The organism is Parabacteroides sp. AF21-43 (assembly GCF_003635435.1).
Classification (GTDB): domain Bacteria; phylum Bacteroidota; class Bacteroidia; order Bacteroidales; family Tannerellaceae; genus Parabacteroides; species Parabacteroides distasonis.
The window spans coordinates 178,355-199,162 of sequence record NZ_QTMG01000001.1 but is presented as its reverse complement, the minus strand read 5'-3'; the positions used below and the strand labels follow the sequence as shown (position 1 = coordinate 199,162).

The window sequence follows — 20,808 nt, the reverse complement described above, 5'->3', positions numbered from 1 at the left end:
ATGAAAAATTATCTTTCTTCCAAAGTCTTCAACAGACCATGGATAGTTTGTCCTGATGACTGAAGAGCAGAGATAACGTTCTTCGCCGGAGATTCCAACAATGCGATAACATCGGCAATAAGTTCGTTTTTGCTCTTGATATTTACTAATGCCTCAAGATTCTCAGCACCTACATAGAAGCTTTCTTGTACGTAAGCAGCCTTCAAAGCCGGTTTAACGACTACACCTTTTTTAGCGTCCTTAGTAAAATCCTTAATCAGGCGAGCGGGAGCATTAGCGACTTGTGAGAACATCACAGCCGTATTGCCTTTCAAAGCCACGTTAAGATCAGAGAAGTCACCTTCAATGTTCTCCAACGCTTTCTTAAGCAAGTTATTCTTTACAACGACTAACTTAACCTCACGCTTGAAACACTCTCTTCTCAATTTGCTGGTTTTCTCAGCGTCCAACGCCTCGATATCCGTCAAATAGAAATTAGGATATTCCTTTAATGTTTCAGTTAATTGACCTATAACAGTTCCTTTATCTTCCTTTCTCATTGTTCAATTGTTTTTTAGTTTTCTTCAACTGATTTGGGGTCAATTTTAATACCCGCACTCATAGTACTAGAAAGATAAATACTCTTTATATACGCACCTTTAGCCGCAGTAGGTTTCAACTTGATCAAAGTTGAAATAAACTCCTTAGCATTGTCACGAATCTGTTCCGGAGTGAAAGACACCTTACCAACAGATGTGTGAACGATACCGCTCTTATCTACCTTAAAGTCGATCTTACCTTGCTTAACCTCCTTCACCGCATTTCCGATCTCATTGGTAACCGTACCACTCTTTGGGTTAGGCATCAAACCACGAGGGCCTAATACGCGACCAAGAGCACCGATCTTACCCATGATAGAAGGCATAGTGATGATAACATCAATGTCAGTCCAACCGCCTTTAATCTTATTAATATACTCATCCAATCCAACATAGTCAGCTCCAGCGGCAGTAGCTTCAGCTTCCTTGTCCGGAGTACATAATGCGAGAACCCTAACCTGCTTACCAGTTCCGTGAGGCAATGAAACCACGCCTCTCACCATTTGATTGGCCTTACGGGGGTCAACACCTAAACGGACATCAACATCTACGGATGCGTCAAACTTAGTTGTAGTAATTTCCTTCACTAAAGCTGAAGCTTCTTTCAATGTATATGCTTTCCCAGCTTCAATCTTGCCCAAAGCCAACTTTTGATTCTTTGTAAGTTTACTCATCTCAATTGAAGTTTATTAATTATTACCCGGGAATGTCCCTTTAACAGTGATACCCATACTTCTGGCTGTTCCCGCAACCATTCTCATGGCTGACTCGACAGTAAAGCAGTTTAGATCGACTAATTTGTCTTCAGCGATAGCTTTCACCTGCTCCCATGTGATCTCAGCGATCTTAGCACGGTTAGGTTGAGCGGAACCGCTCTTCTTCTTAGTAGCTTCCAACAACTGGATTGCCACAGGAGGAGTTTTAACGACAAAGTCGAAAGACTTATCGGCATAGTAAGTAATTACAACAGGTAATATCTTACCAGCCTTGTCTTGGGTCTTGGCATTAAATTGCTTGCAAAACTCCATAATGTTAATACCCTTAGAACCCAAAGCAGGTCCTACTGGGGGAGAAGGGTTTGCTGCTCCTCCTTTAATCTGCAATTTGATTTGTCCAGCAACTTCTTTAGCCATTGTTTCTAAAATTTTTTAGATATATAACATCAATAACAGAAAGGTAGCACTTTTCGTAACCAGAGTACTATTCTTTCTCAACTTGCATATAACCCAACTCAAGGGGAGTCTTGCGTCCGAAGACCTTAACCATCACCTTAAGTTTCTTTTTCTCGGCGTTGACCTCTTCGATTATACCCGTGAAACCGCTGAACGGTCCAAAAGTAATCTTCACACTCTCGCCAACATAGAACTGGATATCCAGATCCTCTTGTTGTTCCTGCAACTCGTCAACCGTACCTAAGATACGATTCACTTCCGCAGGACGTAATGGCACGGGGGTATCAGAACCACCCAAGAAACCAATCACGTTCGGAATGTTCCGCAATCGATGAGCAACCTCACCGACCAAAGCGGCCTCAACCAGTACATAACCCGGCAAGTAAGCTCTTTCTTTCATGACCTTCTTACCGTTTCGTACCGTAAAGGTTTTCTCGGTCGGAATCAAGACTTGAAATACATATTCTCCCAGATCCGTATTCTTCAGCTCAGCCTCTAGATATTCCCGCACCTTGTTCTCCTTGCCACTGATGGCACGCAGAACATAAAATTTCTTTTGGATATCAGACATACCTTAACTGATTAGAAAATTTGGTTGTAGAAGAAACGCATAACAGCCTCGAAGGCCCCGTCAACAACAAAGATCAATGCGGCGATGATAAGGGAAGCAAACATAACAACAACCGCACTATTGGAAAGCTCTGCTCTCGTAGGCCAAGAAACTTTATAAACAAGTTCGTTATAAGATTCCTTAATATAAGTAATTATCTTTTTCATCGAATCTATAGATTTTAGCACGGAAGGAGAGGCTCGAACTCCCGACACCTGGTTTTGGAGACCAGTGCTCTACCGACTGAGCTACTTCCGTAGAAATAGCCAGCCCTTAAAAAGACTGGCTATAACATTATCTAATGTTTGAATTAGTTCTCTAATTCTGTGATCTGGCCTGCACCTACTGTACGTCCACCCTCGCGGATAGCGAAACGAAGACCTACGCTACATGCTACCGGATAGATCAACTCAACCTCGATCGTTACGTTATCACCCGGCATTACCATTTCAGTTCCTTCCGGCAAAGTGATCTCACCAGTTACATCCAATGTACGGATGTAGAACTGAGGACGATATTTGTTGTGGAACGGAGTGTGACGACCACCTTCCTCTTTCTTCAAGATATAAACCTCAGCCTTGAACTTAGAATGCTCTTTAACCTGACCCGGGTGGCAGATTACCATACCACGCTTGATCTCGTTCTTATCGATACCGCGAAGCAACAAACCAACGTTGTCACCAGCCTCACCTTGATCCAATAACTTACGGAACATCTCAACACCTGTAACAACAGATTTCTTACCAGCAGCGCCAAGACCGATGATCTGAACTTCCTCACCAACCTTAACAATACCTGTCTCGATACGACCTGTAGCAACAGTACCACGACCCGTGATTGAGAATACGTCCTCAACCGGCATCAAGAACGGCTTGTCGATTTCACGCGGAGGCAGAGGAATCCAAGTATCACAAGCTTCCATCAACTCCATTACTTTATCTTCCCATTGAGGATCACCGTTCAATGCACCAAGAGCAGAACCACGGATGATCGGAGTGTTGTCACCGTCGAATTGATAGAATGAAAGCAACTCTCTCATCTCCATCTCAACCAATTCCAACATTTCCTCGTCGTCAACCATGTCACACTTGTTCATGAATACAACCAATCTCGGAACGTTTACCTGACGAGCCAAAAGGATGTGCTCGCGAGTTTGAGGCATAGGACCATCAGTAGCAGCAACTACGATGATAGCACCGTCCATCTGAGCAGCACCAGTTACCATGTTCTTTACGTAGTCGGCGTGACCCGGACAGTCTACGTGAGCATAGTGACGGTTTGCAGTCTGATACTCTACGTGAGAAGTGTTGATTGTGATACCTCTCTCTTTTTCTTCAGGAGCGTTGTCGATAGAATCGAATGAACGCAACTCTGAAAGACCTTTCTTTGCCAATACTGTTGTGATAGCAGCTGTCAAAGTTGTTTTACCGTGGTCAACGTGACCAATCGTACCAATGTTCACATGTGGTTTCGATCTGTCAAATTTCTCTTTTGCCATAACTTAATTGTTCTTTATTTGATTAATGATCATGTTCAATTTTCAATTGAGCCGGTGCCGAGACTTGAACTCGGGACCTCTTCCTTACCAAGGAAGTGCTCTACCGCTGAGCTACACAGGCAACTTATAAGAGCGGAAGACGGGGCTCAAACCCGCGACCCTCAGCTTGGAAGGCTAATGCTCTATCAACTGAGCTACTTCCGCAAGACCGAATGAACCAACCGATTCTCTCCTTTGTTTCATTCGTGTGGGCAGTGATGGATTCGAACCACCGAAGGAGAAAGCCAGCTGAGTTACAGTCAGCCCCATTTGGCCACTCTGGTAACTGCCCATTCCAATACATTCTTTTGAGCCTCTTGTCCGATTCGAACCAACGACCCCGAGATTACAAATCACGTGCTCTGGCCAACTGAGCTAAAGAGGCGATACTTCTAAAAGCAGCCGTTTCGTCACCACGGCGAAACGGCTGCAAATTTAGATATTATTTCTTACATACCAAATTTATCTACCGTTTTTTTTATTTGGCTCTGATTTTTTCTTTGAATTTAACCAGTTGCTTCTCCAAAGCCTCAACACAATCGTCTATCGCCCCTTCGAAAGTATCGTTTATTTTATCAGCGAAACATTCCCCGTTCTTCACGGACAACATTATACTGGCCTGCTTGTTCTTCACCGTCTCAGGCTTAACCACCTTCAATGTAACCTCTGCCAATATAATACCATCGAAGTATTGCTCCAATTTAGAAACTTTCTTCTGAATAAACGCCTCCAACTGTGCAGTTGCGTCGAAATGAATTGCTTGAATTCTAACGTCCATAATAACCTCCTTCTTTTTTTGCTCTTGGATGAGCATGATACACTTTTTTTAATTCCTCAAAGGTTGTATGCGTGTAAACACTGGTAGACGCTAAACTGCTATGACCTAATAAATCTTTCACAGCGTTCAGCTCGGCTCCGTTGTTTAACATACTCGTTGCAAATGAATGTCGTAACACGTGTGGACTTCGTTTCGCCAGCATGGGTATCTCCGACAATTGCTTTTTTACTATATTATAAACAATCCCCGTCGACAACTGGTTCCCGTTCTTTCGAACGAAAAACCATTCACCGGCTGCCTCAACCTCACGATCACGGACTTCCGTGTATGCAAGCATTAAGTTTTTTAAACCCTCCGCAAAAGGAATCAACCGCTGCTTGTTCCGCTTTCCGGTTACCTTGACCTGCATCGCCTCATAATCCACATCCACGTTTCGTATGCCGATTAACTCTGAGCGGCGCATCCCGGTATCGTATAGCATCTCAATGATCAACCGATTCCTCACACCTTCAAAATCCTCATCAAATCCGTCCCCGTCCAACAACGCCTCCAACTCGCTATCCTTAATAAAATAAGGTAAGGGTTTCTTCGTTTTCGGACCGTTCACCAATCTCAACGGATTCGCAGAGACAATGCCCCGTTTCATGAGAAACTTAAAAAAAGATTTCAAAGAACTTAATTTCCGGTTTACCGATACGGGAGAAAGCTTCTCGTCCATCAAACTGACGATCCAGCTTCTCACGAAATCCGAGTCGATTTCCCCGGGGTTGAATACACCTTCTCGATGCTCTCTTACATACCTCTGGAATTGGTCCAAATCTTTCGAATAGGCACCAATCGTATAATTGGAATAGTTCCGCTCATACCTGAGATAGTTTAGAAAGTCATCGATCAGCATATTCTCGTTGCATCAACATTCATGCAACGAAAATAGGAATAAGAATTCAATAAAACAAGCCCGGAAGCTATAATTATTCTTCTACTTGTTGCAAATGCTGTACGTAGATAGCACGCATAGTCTGCTTTCTCTTCGTAACAGACGGTTTCTCGAAAGCCTGACGGCCTCTCAATTCCTTGACTACACCTGTTTTCTCGAACTTTCTCTTGAATTTCTTAAGCGCCTTCTCGATGTTTTCGCCTTCTTTTAATGGAACTACGATCATAATTTAAATTGTTATATTGTTTAATTATTTATATCCTCAAATTGAGCGGCAAAATTACTGATTGTTTCGGGATTAGCAAAACTTTCAGCGATTATTTTTATAAAAGATGCCTTTCTCCGTAATTATAGCCGTGATTAGCTCGTGGGGAGTAATGTCGAAGGCGGGGTTGTAGACTTTTACGTCTTTCGGGGCCATACGCCTTGAATACCACATCTCGGTGACCTCATCGGGGTTACGTTCCTCTATTACAATGGAATCGCCGTCCGGGCACGAGCTATCGATGGTGGATGTCGGGCCTAATACATAGAAGGGGATCTTGTAATGCCGGGCCAAGATAGCCACCCCGGACGTGCCGATCTTATTCGCCACGTCACCATTGGCGGCTACACGGTCGCAACCTACGACCACGGCTTGCACCCAGCCTTTCCGCATGACGATAGAGGCCATATTATCGCAAATCAGCGTCACGTCCACGCCGGCCCTGCTTAGCTCATAGGCCGTGAGCCGGGCGCCTTGCAACAAAGGACGGGTCTCGTCGGCGAAGACCTTGAAACCATAGCCTCTCTCCTGCCCCAGATAAATCGGCGCCAAGGCGGTGCCATACTCCGAGACCGCCAGATGTCCGGCGTTGCAATGCGTAAGGATTCCCATCCCGGGACGGAGTAGCTCCAGACAGTTCTCGCCGATCTGCCGGCAAGCGGCGGCGTCTTCCTCCCGGATCGCGATCGCTTCCTTATATAATAGCTCTTTCCATTCCGGGACAGACAAGGTTGGATGAGCGACCAATACCCGCTCCATCCGGTTCAGCGCCGCCACCAGATTCACCGCCGTCGGACGGGAACCGGCCAAATACTCCTTGATCTTCCGAAACTCATTCACGAAAACGGATTTCTCCGCCGTATCAATCCGACGGGCGCAGACATAGACACCATAAGCGGCCGCTATCCCGATAGCAGGTGCTCCACGTACCTTTAATTTATAGATGGCATCCCATATCTCCTCGGCAGTGGTAAGGGTCAGATACGCTTCCTTACCCGGCAGCAGAGTTTGGTCCAAAATGATCACACCGTCCGCTTGCTCGTTGAAACGCACGGTCTTTAAATCAGATAGAGTTTGTATCATTCGATATGAATATATTAATAGTTCACGGGACCCAGCGTAGCTTCTATCGCCACCCCTGCGGCGGTAACCGCTATCGCTCCTACGACAAGGCCTGCCGTAGCTCCATGAGTCTCTTTCACGTAAAAGAAATCGCCGGATTGCTGCTGTCCCTCATCGAAATACTGGGGAGCCACGTCGCCGACCTTGATCAATTTCGCCAGATAGAAGTTTCGCTCAAAAGAGGAATGCTTCAAGGGCTTCCCATTGGTCCCTCCGGCGAACAACGTCAGGTAGCTACGGAATCTCAGCGGAGAATCTTCCTCCGTAAAATCCTTCACTCGGATATTTACGGTGGTGTTTGCTTTCGTTGTCATTTGCTCCTTTACATACTCTTCCTTCGGGATCTCGTTAAACGGGAAGTTGGCTAATTGCAAAGGCGTATTGACTAATTTGGAATGCGGAGGGATAAACTCAACGCCCTTCGGCAAACTCACATCACCGGAGAAGGAACCTTCCGAGTAGCTCCACCCGCTGCTGCTCCTATCGCTCCAATGAAAGGAGCTACCGGATGCCACGCTAGAGCTCTCGCCTCTCACCGAGGCCACTTTCGGATCGTAGGTGGTAGCCACGTCATCGATAATCAGCGCCGACCGCCCCCAATCCACATACAAGGGTTCATCCAATTTATTATAAATGGTAATAGTAACCGGGGCGTTCTCTCCCCAGAAACGATAAGAGATACGTACCGTATCGTTTTCCTGCACAAAATCACCTCTCTCATTCTTCTCCCCGACGGGGTCATTCGAGTTCAACATCGAATAATAATAAGAAGAACATGCGCTCAAACCGAGAAGCAGAGCCGCAAAGACAAAAAGATAAAGCAGATTCCTCATGGCACTTCTTATTTGTTTCTACAAAGCTAGCAAATTATTCCTTGATATCTATTGGGTGCCTTATCTTTAACTTGATTTAAAGGGATCGGTTCACAAGGTTGTGGACCACAAGGCTGTGAGCCCATATACATTTATCATAACCTTTAGCTCTTTTATCCGGAATCCTTACCCTTTTCTCTTTTATATATTGTACCTTTGAAGCTGAAGTATTCATTATCCACCATCCGTTAGACGATCATCTAACGAATGGTGGATGATCTTCCAACAGTTGGTGCATGATCATGCAACGGCTGTTGGAAGATGAATTCTTCTTGAAGAAACCGCTAAGCTCGCCTATAGAAACGAGTAAGCGATCTAGAAGAATCGGACAAAAGATCTATAACCATTTAAACACAGCACAGATGTCAGCAAATTACAAGCTAGTCAGAAATCCCAACCCGAATCCAGAGGAATCCGGGAAGTCATTACCCCTACATCCTCGTTTGGTCTCTTGCGGGACGATACATACGGGTGAGTTCATCAATAGAGCGAAGTCCCGGTCTTCTTTCTCTCCCGCGGATATGAAAGGGATCTTGCAGCTTTTCCAAGACATGATGGTGGACTTCCTCATGTACGGTTATAACGTGGAGCTAGAGGGGATCGGTACTTTCAGCGTCTCACTGAAAAGCCGGCCCGTGATGGAAAAAAATGAGATCCGGGCGGAATCCATCCATTTCAAGGACGTGAAGTTCAGATCGTCCAAGGAACTAAGAGACCGACTGAAGACCATGCCGGTGTTTCGTGACGAGTACACGGTTAGCGATCCCGCGTATCCCTCCGCCAAGGAATGCGAGCAAGAGGTATTCCGTTATCTGGAGACGAACCCTTTTATCCACCAGAAGAAGTATATGTCGCTCTGCGGATGCTCCAGAAGCAAGGCTTCCCTCGACTTGCGGCGGCTGGTAGAGGAAGGGAAACTGCGGTGGGAAAAGCTAGGCACTTCCCATCTATATTATAAGGTAGAAGAGCCGGTTTCCGGCGAGACAAATCCAAAATAATTCATTAACTTTGCGAGTATTAATGTTGACTAAAATAAAATGCGATGAAAACAAACATTCCTGAACGTATCGCCGCCCTACGGGAGGCTATGAGACAACAGAAGGTTGACGCTTACATCATACCCAGTTCCGACCCGCACCTAAGCGAGTATCCGGCCGATCGCTGGAAATCGAGAGAATGGATATCCGGCTTCACCGGCTCGGCGGGAACGATCGTGGTCACCGCGGACAAGGCGGGCTTATGGACCGATTCCCGGTATTTCCTGCAAGCGGCCAGCCAGCTGGAAGGTTCCGGTATCGAACTCTATAAGTTGGCGCTTCCGGAGACACCGTCTATCACGGAATTCCTCTTGCATGAGTTACACGCCGGACAGGCCGTAGGGCTGGACGGGCAAACCTATAGCGCCGCCGAAGCGAGTGCCTTGGCTAATAAACTAAGCCGTAAAGAAATCAAGCTGGATACCTCGGCCGACCTGATCGAGGGTATCTGGAAGGACCGTCCCGCCGTTCCCGGAAACCCGATATTCGAGATGCCGGAAGCATTAAGCGGAGCCTCCGTGCACGAGAAACTAGACCTAATCAATAACCAGTTGCGGAGCGAGGGCGCCGACTGCTTGATCCTCGCCGCCTTAGACGAGATCGCGTGGACATTCAATATCCGGGGTACGGACGTGACCTATAACCCGGTCGTAGTCAGCTACGCCTTTGTATCGGAGGATGAGAGCGTGCTTTTCATCAAGCCGGAGAAGCTGACCGCCGAGATCACCGAGCATTTGAAGAAAGAAGGGGTTACGCTGGCCGAATACTCCATGATCCAGAGGTATCTGTCCCGCCTACCGGAAAACAGCCGGGTATTCGTGGATATGAACAAGACGAACGTCTCCTTATACGATGCGATCCCAGGAAACTGTACGATCGTGGAAGGGATCTCCCCCGCCAATCACTTGAAGAGCATCAAGAACGAGACCGAGATCAAGGGATTCCAAAACGCCGTGGTAAAAGATGGTGTCGCCTTGACAAAATTCTATATCTGGCTGGAGAAACAAATGGCGGAAGGAGCCCAAGTTACAGAGATCAGCGCCGCCGAGAAGCTGACAGCCTTACGTGCGGAACAACCGCAATACATCATGGATAGCTTCGGCACGATCTGCGGCTACGCCGAGCATGGAGCGATTGTTCATTACTCCGCTACGCCGGAGACGGATGCGACCTTGAAGCCGGAAGGATTGCTTTTGATCGATTCCGGCGCACAATATCTGGACGGTACGACGGATATCACCCGCACGATCGCCCTTGGAGAGCCGACGGAGCAGATGAAAAAGGATTTCACCCGTGTGTTGAAAGGTACGATCAGCTTGGCGAAAAGCAAGTTTCCCGCCGGAACACGAGGTTCCCAGATCGATATCCTTGCCCGTAAAGCGCTATGGGATTCCGGAATCAATTACTTGCACGGAACCGGTCACGGTATCGGCCATTGCCTAAACGTACACGAAGGCCCCCAAAGCATCCGCATGGAGGAGAACCCGGTGACCTTGAAGCCCGGAATGGTGATCAGCGACGAGCCGGCCATGTATCGTACCGGCGAATACGGTATCCGTACGGAGAACATGATCTTGGTACGTGAGGACAGCGAAACGGAATTCGGGAAATTCCTAGGATTCGATACGCTGACGCTTTGTTTCATCGACACGAGCTTGATTATCATCCCCATGCTCTCTGTCCGTGAGCACGCTTGGCTGAACAAGTACCACCAAATGGTATACGACAAGATCAGCCCGTTCTTGAACGAGGAGGAGAAAGCTTGGCTGAAAGAGAAAACAACAGAAATTTAAACAACTAAAAATGGCATTAATTAAATCCGTTCGTGGCTTTACCCCGAAGATCGGTAAAGACACTTTTTTAGCAGACAACGCCACGATTATAGGTGACGTAGAGATCGGTGAAGGTTGCAGTATCTGGTTTGGCACCGTGCTTCGCGGCGACGTGAACTCGATTCGCATCGGCAACGGCGTAAACGTACAGGATGGTTCCGTCCTTCACACCTTATATGAGAAATCGACGATCGAGATCGGCGATGATGTATCCATCGGCCATAACGTAACGATCCACGGGGCGAAGATTTGCAATGGCGCCTTGATCGGAATGGGCTCCGTGGTATTGGATCACGCCGTAGTAGGCGAGGGAGCGATCATCGCCGCAGGTTCCGTAGTACTAAGCAAGACGATCGTCGAGCCGGGCAGTATCTACGCCGGAGTTCCCGCTAAGTTCGTCAAGAAGGTTGATCCCGAGCAAGCGAAGGAGATCAACCAGAAAATAGCCAAAAACTACCATATGTATTCTTCTTGGTATAAAGAATAAGGACATGTATTTGATTATTTGAATTATAAACCATATATTTGTATCTATGAAAAAAAGGACAATAATATGGAGTTAGTAATCTTTCTTGGAGTTGTCGGGATTATTTGCCTAATAGGCTTAATTTACACGTATACCCCTTCAGGCAAAAAGTGGTTACATGAAAAATAATTCAAATAAAGGAATTCAAAACAATAAACACTATTTGTCTCGAAGCGTGAGATGGATAGTGTTTATTTTTATAGTAGGAATCGGAGGGTATCTAACGTTACCCTCCAATTATTATTTGCGCAGAGCGCTTACTCATTTATTACCCAAGATCGATCAATATCCGATTTTCGAGAACCGGGTCGTAAAAGCAGGTTCGCCCCGCCCTTGGGAACTATCGGAAGCTTACAATACGAAAAGTATTCCAGAGCGTTATCTTCCCCGGTTTGAGGAGCTGGGTACGGTTGCCTATGTAATCATCCAAGACAATCGACTGCTATTCGAGCAATATTGGGAAGATTATTCCCCGGAATCGCATAGCAACTCCTTCTCGATGGCGAAAAGCATCGTCTCGTTAGCGATCGGCTGCGCTATCGACGATGGATTTATCCGCGATGTCGATCAACCGGTAAGCGACTTTTTCCCGGAATTCAAGGGATACGACGGAAAGGCCCTAACGCTTCGCCATTTGCTGACCATGAGCGCCGGCGTGGATTTCGACGAGGCTTACAGCTCTCCTTTCTCTCCTACCACCCAGTTGTATTATGGCGATGACCTACAGGAAATCGCCTTCGGGATGAAAGAGATCGACGAGCCCGGCGTAAACTTTATCTACCAAAGCGGCGTGACACAACTGCTGGGCTTTATCGTGGAGAAGGCTACCGGGGAGAAACTCAGCGATTATGTATCCCGCAAACTATGGACTCCGATGCACGCTGAGGAAAGCGCCCTTTGGAGCCTCGACCGGAAGGACGGCATGGAAAAAGCCTATTGCTGTTTCAACAGTAACGCCCGTGATTTCGCCCGCTTCGGACAATTATTACTCAACAACGGTCAATGGGATGGCCAGCAATTGATCTCTCCCGCTTATCTGGCGGAAGCGACAAGCCCCGATACCCGTCTTGTCTATAAGGATCTCGGCAAACCCAACCATTGTTACGGATTCCAATACTGGATTCTCGATTACAAAGGGATGAAGATCCCTTATATGAGAGGAATCTTGGGGCAATATGTCTTCACGCTCCCGGAAAAGAACGCCGTGATCGTAAGACTCGGGCACAAACGCAGCGATACTTATACCGCCGACCAACATTATCCGGACGATATAAATACATGGTTGGACGCGGCGATGGACTTACTTCAATAAGAATCTATTTATCAAACGATCTAAAAATAAACGCACATGAGAAAAACGATTTTAACGACAGCGCCATTGGCGGCACTCCTATTGCTTTCTTGCGCACAGAAACCCAGTACGCAAAAGCCGGACATCACGTATATGCCGCAACCACCGTTCAATCCGCCGACGTATGTTTGCTACAAGGCCCCCGCTCCTATCAAGATCGACGGAAAGCTTTCTCCCGGGGAATGGGACGCGATACCTTGGACCAGCGACTTCGTGGATATCGAAGGAGACAAACGCCCGGCCCCTCACTTCCAGACCCGGGCCAAGATGACTTACGATGATAACGGAATGTACTTCGCCGTCCTTATGGAGGAGCCGCACGTATGGGCGACCATCACGGAACACGACGCCGTGATCTTCCATGACAACGACTTCGAGATCTTCCTGAATCCTACGAACGACACCCATAATTATCTGGAGTACGAGGTGAACGCCTTAGGTACGGAATGGGACTTGTTCTTAACCCGCCCCTACCGGGATAATCCGCAAGTATTGAATAACTGGGAGTTCGCTGGAATGAAATCCGCTGTTTATGTGGACGGTACGCTGAATAACCCGAAAGACACGGATAAATCATGGAGCGTAGAGGTATTCATTCCTTGGACTTCCGTATTCCAAATGGACAGAGGAAAAGAAAAGCCGGAAATCGGCGAGCAGATCCGTGTGAACTTCTCCCGTGTGGAATGGACAACGGACGTGAAAGACGGTAAATACGTGAAAGTCCCTATCCAAGGAGAGGATAAGATTCGCGAGTACAACTGGGTATGGGCGCCTACCGGGGTAATCAATATCCATATGCCCGAATACTGGGGTTATGTTCAAATATCGGATAAGATTGCGGGAGAAGGTGAGACTACTTTCGTAAAACATCCTTCGGAGGAGACGAAATGGATCTTGCGTAATTTATATTACCGTCAGAATGAGTTCGCCGCGACCTTCGGGCATTATGCCAATAACATCAACGACTTGAAGGCAAACAAGCTATGCCCGCAAGAGATCGCCAATCAACTGGAAATACATACGACACCTTCTATGTACGAGATATCGCTACCCACATCGGACGGTACGGTATGGAATATCCGGCAAGACGGTCTGGTATGGCCTAAAAAGAAATAACATAATTTATTAATCAACTTACATATCATGAAACAAAACAATTTATGGATAGCGGCCTTGGCTTTAGGCATCACGCTATCGGCTCACGGACAACAAAGCGGTGGAGGCATCTCACCCACGATGTTGCAGCAAATCAAACAGTCTTATCAGGGAACGCCGGCCGATAAGGCGATCCGTAACGCAATCACCAATAACGACATCAACAAGCTTGCCGTTAATGGGGAGAGCAAGAACAATTTGGATACTTACTTCTCCAATAAGGTAGAGAGCAAAGGGATCTCCAACCAACGTTCCTCGGGCCGTTGCTGGCTTTTCACGGGATTGAACGTATTCCGTGCGCAGGCGATCCATAAATACGACATGGGTGAATTCCAATTCTCCCAGAATTATTCTTTCTTCTGGGATCAATTGGAGAAAGCGAACCTTTTCTTACAGGGCATCATCGATACTCGTCTGAAACCGATGGACGACAAGATGGTGGAATGGTTATTCAAGAACCCGATCGGAGACGGAGGGCAGTTCACGGGTGTCTCCGATATCTTGACCAAGTATGGCGTGGTTCCCGCCGAGGTCATGGTAGAGACCAACAGTAGCAACAGTACCGGACGCATGAGCAACCTGATCGGATTAAAGCTGAAAGAATACGGCTTGCAACTTCGCGACCTGTCTACGACCAAAGGCACGACCGTAGCGGATCTGGAGAAAAAGAAAACAGAGATGCTAGGTACGATTTACCGTATGCTCGTATTGAACTTGGGAGAGCCGCCTACGAAATTCACGTGGACTCGCAAAGACGCTAAAGGGAATCCGGTAGAGACGAAGGAATATACGCCTCAGTCCTTCTTCCAAGAATATATCGGGGACGATTTGAAAAACAACTATGTCATGTTGATGAACGATCCGAGCCGCGATTATTATAAGCTGTATGAGATCGATTACGACCGCCACGCTTACGATGGCAAGAACTGGACGTACGTAAACCTTCCGATCGAGGATATCAAACAAATGGCTATCGCTTCCATCAAGGACAGCACCATGATGTATTTCTCTTGCGACGTGGGCAAGTTCTTCGATCGTGACAGAGGTATTCTGGATGTAAACTTCTACGATTACGGTTCACTGATGGGTACGACTTTCGGCATGGATAAGAAACAACGTATCCAAACATTCGCCAGCGGTTCCTCACACGCCATGACCTTGATGGCTGTTGACCTCGACGCAAATGGAAAGCCGAAGAAATGGATGGTTGAGAATAGTTGGGGCCCCGGAGCGAACGCCGGCCACCTCATCATGACAGACCAATGGTTTAATGAGTATATGTTCCGTCTGGTAGTCAACAAGAAGTACATCACGGATCAAGTAAAAGAGATCTTGAAACAAACACCGACTCGCCTTCCCGCTTGGGACCCGATGTTCGCTGAAGAGGATTAAAATAAAATACGGATGAGATAGACAATGCGAATCGTTCAATTACCAATCCGTACATCTATCTCATCCGTATTCCATTGCTATATCAAAAGAGTCTGGGCATACAATCACTCGAATAGCAAACCCGGCTTTATCTATTAACGGATATGGATTTGCCGCAAGATCTGATCCGTCGCTCCTACACTGTTTTTCACAAAATCACCGGCAGCTTGCCCGGAGGTTTCCAAGGCTGTCGGGTCGGTCAATAACTCGTCCATCTTCGTTCGGAAAGTGGAATCGTCTGTGATGGAGAAACCACCACCTACGGCGATCAGATCCTTCGCCTCCTTAAACTTATGGTATCTCGGGCCGAATAAGACCGGCATCCCATAAACGGCGGCTTCCAACGTGTTGTGGATACCCGCTCCGAAACCACCACCGATATAAGCGATCTGTCCATAGCGATAAATGGAAGATAAGAGTCCGAAACTGTCGATGATCAAGCAATCCTTATCGGCCAGATCATCCTCATGCGCCTCCGATAGACGGACGGACGGACGTTTTAGCATCGCCTCGATAGAAAGGAGATGTTCCCGGTGAATCTCATGCGGGGCGATAATCAACTTCATCTCCGGATGCTCATGGAAATAAGGGATAAAGATCGCCTCGTCTTGAGGCCATGAACTGCCGGCCACCATCACGATCGGCCTCTTACCCTCCTTGCTTTCCAAGAAACGTTCGATAAACGGAAGCTCACGAGCTTGCTTACGGACATCCAACACCCGATCAAAACGGGTATCGCCGGTCACCGTCACATTCGTGATACCGAACTCGTTCAAGAGTTTCATCGAACGCTCGTCCTGAACAAAAAGATGATTAAAATAAGATAGCATCTTCCGGTACGGCTTTCCGAACCATTGGAAAAATAGCTGGTCGGGGCGGAATATAGCGGAAATGATATAAACCGGTATTCCCCGCTTCCGCAACTCACGCAAATAGTTCCCCCAAAACTCGTACTTGATAAATATGGCGATCGCCGGGTTCGCCAAATTCAGGAACTTCTTCACCCGGAAAGGCGTATCGAAAGGAAGATAGCAGATCACGTCCGCTCCCTTGTAATTCTTCCGTACCTCATAGCCAGAGGGAGAAAAGAAAGTCAGCAACACCTTATACTCCGGATGTTCCGCCTTGATCTTCTCGATCATAGGACGCCCTTGCTCGAACTCGCCCAGCGAGGAGGCATGGAACCAGATGTATTTAGCGTTCCGGTCGATCTTCTCACGAAGTATGGAATTTGTTTTCCATTGCCCGAATCGCATCAGTCTCGCCTTTTTATGGAAAGGCGAGATCAAAGCGACTACAAAAGCGTAGAGATGTATTGCTAAACTGTACATGATTATTTTAATATCTCGATAGCCCGTTGGATACGGCGGATAGACTCCTCTTTACCTAAAGCCTCGGTGATATCAAAGATGCCGGGGCCCTTGCCCTCGCCAACCAAGGCCAGACGGGCGGCGTTCATGATATTCCCCAAATGATATCCCTTGCTCTCGATCCAAGCCTTGCACTCGTTCTCGGTACCTTCTACGTCGAACGGCTCACGGGCACGCAATTGCTCGATAAACTCACCCAATTGAACAGCCGAATCTTCCTTCCAGCGTTTCTTGCGAGTCTTCTCATCGTACTCCGTCGGGGCGATAAAGAAGAAAGAGCAAAGATCCCATAACTCACTCACGAAATTGACACGGCCTTTCATCATGCCGACTACTTTCTCTACATAAGCATGGGTAGTCTGGATACCGTGGCTTTCCACGATCGGCAAGAATAGGTCAGCGATCTCCGTATTACTCTTCTCCAGCAAATAGTGATGGTTAAACCATCTGCCTTTCTCATAATCGAACTTAGCACCGCTCTTGCTGCAACGAGACAGGTCGAACAAACGGATCAAATCATCCATGCTCATCACCTCTTGATCGTTACCCGGATTCCAACCCAGCAAAGCAAGGAAGTTTACGACAGCCTCGGGGAAGTAGCCACTCTCACGATAGCCCGATGAGACATCACCCGTCTTCGGATCGTGCCATTCCAAGGGGAATACAGGGAAGCCCAGACGATCGCCGTCACGCTTGCTCAACTTACCATTACCTTCCGGTTTCAACAGCAACGACAGGTGGGCGAAACTAGGCATCGTATCTTCCCAACCGAAAAAACGATATAATAATACGTGAAGCGGCGCGCTCGGCAACCACTCCTCACCACGGATCACATGGGTAACCTCCATTAAATGGTCGTCAACGATATTCGCCAAGTGGTAAGTAGGCAATTGGTCAGCCGATTTATATAATACTTTATCATCCAAGATAGAGGAGTTGATAACGACCTCGCCACGGATCAAGTCATTCACATGGATATCCTCATTCGGCTCGATCTTAGCACGAACCACATACTGATGACCGGACTCGATTAGGTTCTGAACCTCTTCAGGGGAAAGTGTCAACGAGTTGCGCATTAGCGAACGGGTAGAGGCGTCGTATTGGAAATTGGCGATCTCCTTCCGTTTCTCCTCCAACTCGGCAGGCGTATCGAACGCTATATAAGCATGGCCATCGTTCAGCAATTGATCGACATACTTCTTGTAGATCTCACGACGCTCGCTCTGGCGATACGGGCCGTAGTTGCCGCCGAAGCTCACGCCCTCGTCGAACTTGATACCTAGCCAAGTCAAGGCCTCGATGATATAGTCTTCCGCCCCGGGAACGAAGCGTTGGGAATCCGTATCCTCGATACGGAGAATCATATCACCGCCATTCTGTTTAGCGAATAAATAGTTGTATAAAGCCGTGCGGACACCTCCGATATGCAGCGCCCCCGTAGGACTAGGCGCAAAGCGTACTCTTACTTTTCTTTGAGTCATAATACTTACATTCTATAATAATGGGGCAAAAGTACGCCTTTTTTTCCGCTTAGTGAAGTTTTTTACGTATATTTCGGACGCTAAAAGGAATCTATATGAAACAGAAGAATTACAATATACCGACCGTGGTCTACTTCGTGGTGACCGCGTTACTTATCGCCTACTTCTTCCCCCGGGAGGGAAAATTCCGTTATCAGTTCTATGAGGGCAAGCCTTGGAGATATGGATTACTCACCGCCCCGAGCGATTTCCCGATCTACAAGACCGACGACGAGGTAAAAGCGGAGAAAGACAGCGTACTCCGTAAGTTCGAGCCTTATTACCGCATGAACCCCGGCATCCAAAAGGAAGAGATCGAGAAACTGCGCACCAACTACAATAACGACAATAGCCTGCGAAGCAAAGTATCCCCCGCTTACATGCAGTACATCGAGAGCAGTCTAATTAACTTATACAAGAACGGTATCATCTCGTCGCAGGATCTGGACGAGCTACGGAAAGAGGAATACTCCCGTGTCAACCTCTTGGAGAACGCCATCGCACAGCCCCGCTACGTGAGCGACTTCTTCACCGTGCGCACCGCCTACGAGTTCATTATCAACAACTGCCCGTCACGGCTGGACAAATCCATCCTGCAATCGTGTGACATCAATAACTACCTCACCGAGAACATATCCTATGCCGCTGACATGTCCGACAAGATCAAGGAGGATATGCTACAGGGCGTATCGATCGCCAACGGCATGGTACAAGCCGGAGAACGTATCGTAGACCGGGGCGAGATCATCGACAACCATACCTACAACGTGCTCCGTTCCCTAAAGGCCATACACGAGGCCAAGACCGGAGGCACGCAGACGCAAGGCATCATATTGGCCGGGCAATTCGTGCTCGTCTTCGGGCTAATGTTCTGTTTCTGGCTCTACCTATGGTCTTTCCGCTTGAAGATATTCCACAACCGGAAGAACGTACTATTCTTGATCCTCTGCATATTCGTGAGTTGCATCCTTACGGAACTATGTGTTACCTACGCATTATTCAACGTATATATATTGCCGTTCGCCATCGTACCGATCGTAGTACGTACCTTCTTCGATTCCCGGACGGCGCTTTTCACGCACCTTATCATCGTGCTGATCTGCTCGTTGATGGTACCTTTCCCGCATGAGTTCCTGTTGCTACAAACCATAGCGGGCATGGTCGTGACGTTCAGCCTGAGAAACCTGAGCGAACGTTCACAACTGATCCGGTGCGCATTCTTCATCTTCCTCTCGTACGCCATCTGCTACATGAGCCTCACGTTGTTCCAAGAGGCGAACCTGAATAAGATCAACTGGATGATGATGCTCTATTTCGGCATCAACTTCATCCTCGTCATGTTCACCTACGTATTGGTATATATGCTGGAGAAGACGTTCGGCTACGTATCGGACATCACCTTGGTGGAACTGTCCAACATCAACAACCCGATCTTGAAAAAGCTTAGCGAGACTTGCCCGGGCACGTTCCAGCACTCCTTGCAGGTATCCATCCTCGCTTCCGAGGCGGCCGCCAAGATCGGCGCCAACGCCCAACTGGTACGTACCGGCGCCCTTTATCACGACATCGGGAAGATGAGCAACCCCGTCTTCTTCACCGAGAACCAATCGAGCGTGAACCCGCATAACCAGTTATCGTTCGACCAAAGCGCGCAGATCATCATCAGCCACGTCACCGAGGGCGTGAAGATCGCCGAGAAGGCCCTGTTACCCAAGGCGGTTATCAGCTTCATCCGTACGCACCACGGGCGTGGCAAGGCGAAGTATTTTTACAACTCTTTCAAGAACCAATACCCGGACAAGCCGATTAACGACGAGCTATTCACCTACCCCGGCCCGAATCCCTTCTCGAAGGAGACCGCCGTACTGATGATGGCCGATTCCGTGGAAGCCGCCTCCCGCAGCTTGAAGGAACATACCGAAGAGAGTATCAGCGCCTTGGTGAACAAGATCATCGACGGGCAGATCGCCGACGGCTTGCTAAAGAGCGCTCCGCTGACCTTCAAGGACGTGGAGACCATAAAGAGCGTATTCGTAGACAAACTGAAAACCATGTTCCATACCCGAATCAGCTATCCGGACTTGAAAAAACAATAATTATCAAGCAGATAGGCATACAGCCATCGGCACAGAACCATAATGCCTATTGTAAGGTTCTTATAATCGCAGTTATAAGCATCTTACAATGGGCATTCTAGCAACCTTACGATGGGCATCGTAATAATCGGCAATATTCCAACAACCCGGCGCAAGCGTCTTCCAATAGATCCAAGACCAGCTCGAAGCCCTCGGCACCGCTATAATAAGGATCCGGGACGTGATCGTACAACTTATTCCGGGAGAACTCGGTCATCCGATGTATCTTAGCGACGGATTCCAGATCGGGAGCCATCCGTTTCAAGTCCGTTATATTTTGGTCGTCCATGCCGATAATCAAATCGAAGTCATGGAAGTCCCACTGACGTACCGGACGGGAGATCGAATCCAACACATATCCCCTACGGGCCGCATGCGCCCGCATCCGTGAATCCGCCCGGTCTCCTTCATGATACCCGGTGATCCCGGCGGAATCGATCTCAATCCGATCTCCCAATCCCGCATCCTTCACCAACCTCTTCATTACTGCCTCCGCCGACGGAGAGCGACATATATTCCCCAAGCACACAAACAACAACCGTACCTTCTCCTCCTTCATCACTAAGCTCCTTTCCATTAA

The 20,808-nt window shown here is 47.8% G+C and carries 21 protein-coding genes and 5 tRNA genes; 7 read left to right on the top strand and 19 right to left on the bottom strand.

The annotated features are described in order from the left end of the window. Positions 1-8: 8 nt before the first annotated feature. From rplJ to DWX84_RS00820, 16 genes are all read right to left on the bottom strand, one after another. On the bottom strand, positions 9-539 hold the full coding sequence (gene rplJ, locus DWX84_RS00895) for a 50S ribosomal protein L10 (protein ID WP_005867245.1): 531 nt from the start codon (positions 537-539) through the stop codon (positions 9-11). Between the two features lie 14 nt (positions 540-553). Then, a complete protein-coding gene (gene rplA, locus DWX84_RS00890) occupies positions 554-1,252 on the bottom strand; it encodes a 50S ribosomal protein L1 (protein ID WP_005854218.1) in 699 nt (232 codons plus the stop codon). A 15-nt stretch (positions 1,253-1,267) separates the two neighbouring features. Then, positions 1,268-1,711: a 50S ribosomal protein L11 gene (rplK, locus tag DWX84_RS00885; RefSeq protein ID WP_005867244.1), complete on the bottom strand. Its 444-nt coding sequence runs from the start codon at positions 1,709-1,711 to the stop codon at positions 1,268-1,270. A 67-nt stretch (positions 1,712-1,778) separates the two neighbouring features. After that, positions 1,779-2,321 (bottom strand): transcription termination/antitermination protein NusG, encoded by a 543-nt coding sequence (gene nusG / locus DWX84_RS00880; protein ID WP_048927527.1) that lies wholly within the window; start codon positions 2,319-2,321, stop codon positions 1,779-1,781. 11 nt (positions 2,322-2,332) lie between these two features. Further along, positions 2,333-2,527, bottom strand: coding sequence for a preprotein translocase subunit SecE (secE, locus tag DWX84_RS00875; protein ID WP_005854211.1), 195 nt, complete (start codon positions 2,525-2,527; stop codon positions 2,333-2,335). A gap of 18 nt (positions 2,528-2,545) precedes the next feature. Next, positions 2,546-2,618: transfer RNA gene (locus tag DWX84_RS00870), tRNA-Trp, on the bottom strand. Between the two features lie 52 nt (positions 2,619-2,670). Next, on the bottom strand, positions 2,671-3,858 hold the full coding sequence (gene tuf, locus DWX84_RS00865; protein WP_048927526.1) for an elongation factor Tu: 1,188 nt from the start codon (positions 3,856-3,858) through the stop codon (positions 2,671-2,673). A 49-nt stretch (positions 3,859-3,907) separates the two neighbouring features. Beyond that, positions 3,908-3,979 (bottom strand) — tRNA-Thr (locus DWX84_RS00860). A gap of 10 nt (positions 3,980-3,989) precedes the next feature. Then, positions 3,990-4,062, bottom strand: a tRNA-Gly gene (locus DWX84_RS00855). A gap of 44 nt (positions 4,063-4,106) precedes the next feature. Next, positions 4,107-4,189: transfer RNA gene (locus DWX84_RS00850), tRNA-Tyr, on the bottom strand. Between the two features lie 19 nt (positions 4,190-4,208). Then, positions 4,209-4,282: transfer RNA gene (locus tag DWX84_RS00845), tRNA-Thr, on the bottom strand. A gap of 93 nt (positions 4,283-4,375) precedes the next feature. Further along, positions 4,376-4,675, bottom strand: a complete 300-nt coding sequence (hpf, locus tag DWX84_RS00840; RefSeq protein WP_008778704.1) for a ribosome hibernation-promoting factor, HPF/YfiA family — start codon at positions 4,673-4,675, stop codon at positions 4,376-4,378. After that, positions 4,665-5,573 (bottom strand): tyrosine-type recombinase/integrase, encoded by a 909-nt coding sequence (locus DWX84_RS00835; protein WP_122377379.1) that lies wholly within the window; start codon positions 5,571-5,573, stop codon positions 4,665-4,667. Before DWX84_RS00835 ends, hpf begins: the two co-directional genes overlap by 11 nt. Positions 5,574-5,646: 73 nt before the next feature. Next, the gene (gene rpsU, locus DWX84_RS00830) at positions 5,647-5,838 is read right to left on the bottom strand and encodes a 30S ribosomal protein S21 (RefSeq protein ID WP_005854174.1); all 192 of its coding nucleotides are present in this window, start codon (positions 5,836-5,838) and stop codon (positions 5,647-5,649) included. 84 nt (positions 5,839-5,922) lie between these two features. Then, a complete protein-coding gene (mtnA, locus tag DWX84_RS00825; RefSeq protein ID WP_048927524.1) occupies positions 5,923-6,960 on the bottom strand; it encodes an S-methyl-5-thioribose-1-phosphate isomerase in 1,038 nt (345 codons plus the stop codon). Between the two features lie 14 nt (positions 6,961-6,974). Further along, entirely contained in the window at positions 6,975-7,832 is an 858-nt protein-coding gene (locus DWX84_RS00820; RefSeq protein WP_008773678.1) for a hypothetical protein, read from the bottom strand. A 401-nt stretch (positions 7,833-8,233) separates the two neighbouring features. Here DWX84_RS00820 and DWX84_RS00815 point away from each other — a divergent pair, with 401 nt between their 5' ends. The 6 genes from DWX84_RS00815 (at position 8,234) to DWX84_RS00790 (ending at position 15,164) form a co-directional block, all read left to right on the top strand. Continuing rightward, positions 8,234-8,869, top strand: a complete 636-nt coding sequence (locus DWX84_RS00815; protein ID WP_048927694.1) for an HU family DNA-binding protein — start codon at positions 8,234-8,236, stop codon at positions 8,867-8,869. A 44-nt stretch (positions 8,870-8,913) separates the two neighbouring features. After that, positions 8,914-10,701 carry an aminopeptidase P family protein gene (locus tag DWX84_RS00810; protein WP_048927523.1) on the top strand — a complete coding sequence of 596 codons (1,788 nt, stop codon included), beginning with the start codon at positions 8,914-8,916 and terminating at the stop codon, positions 10,699-10,701. A gap of 10 nt (positions 10,702-10,711) precedes the next feature. Then, on the top strand, positions 10,712-11,227 hold the full coding sequence (locus DWX84_RS00805) for a gamma carbonic anhydrase family protein (protein WP_005854163.1): 516 nt from the start codon (positions 10,712-10,714) through the stop codon (positions 11,225-11,227). A 157-nt stretch (positions 11,228-11,384) separates the two neighbouring features. After that, complete coding sequence (locus DWX84_RS00800; protein WP_005867235.1) at positions 11,385-12,578, top strand: serine hydrolase; 1,194 nt, start codon at positions 11,385-11,387, stop codon at positions 12,576-12,578. Between the two features lie 36 nt (positions 12,579-12,614). Next, positions 12,615-13,733 carry a carbohydrate-binding family 9-like protein gene (locus tag DWX84_RS00795; RefSeq protein ID WP_048927521.1) on the top strand — a complete coding sequence of 373 codons (1,119 nt, stop codon included), beginning with the start codon at positions 12,615-12,617 and terminating at the stop codon, positions 13,731-13,733. 27 nt (positions 13,734-13,760) lie between these two features. Further along, positions 13,761-15,164, top strand: a complete 1,404-nt coding sequence (locus DWX84_RS00790; RefSeq protein ID WP_048927520.1) for a C1 family peptidase — start codon at positions 13,761-13,763, stop codon at positions 15,162-15,164. Between the two features lie 134 nt (positions 15,165-15,298). Here the strand turns inward: DWX84_RS00790 and DWX84_RS00785 are convergent, their stop codons facing one another. Together DWX84_RS00785 and gltX are read right to left on the bottom strand one after the other, a co-directional pair. Beyond that, on the bottom strand, positions 15,299-16,534 hold the full coding sequence (locus DWX84_RS00785) for a 3-deoxy-D-manno-octulosonic acid transferase (RefSeq protein WP_048927519.1): 1,236 nt from the start codon (positions 16,532-16,534) through the stop codon (positions 15,299-15,301). Between the two features lie 2 nt (positions 16,535-16,536). Further along, positions 16,537-18,054, bottom strand: a complete 1,518-nt coding sequence (gene gltX / locus DWX84_RS00780) for a glutamate--tRNA ligase (protein ID WP_005867230.1) — start codon at positions 18,052-18,054, stop codon at positions 16,537-16,539. 95 nt (positions 18,055-18,149) lie between these two features. On the opposite strand from gltX, the gene DWX84_RS00775 reads away from it, so the two are divergent. Continuing rightward, positions 18,150-20,189, top strand: coding sequence for an HD family phosphohydrolase (locus DWX84_RS00775; protein WP_048927518.1), 2,040 nt, complete (start codon positions 18,150-18,152; stop codon positions 20,187-20,189). 106 nt (positions 20,190-20,295) lie between these two features. Here the strand turns inward: DWX84_RS00775 and DWX84_RS00770 are convergent, their stop codons facing one another. After that, a complete protein-coding gene (locus DWX84_RS00770; RefSeq protein WP_172618161.1) occupies positions 20,296-20,805 on the bottom strand; it encodes a low molecular weight protein-tyrosine-phosphatase in 510 nt (169 codons plus the stop codon). Positions 20,806-20,808: the final 3 nt, after the last annotated feature.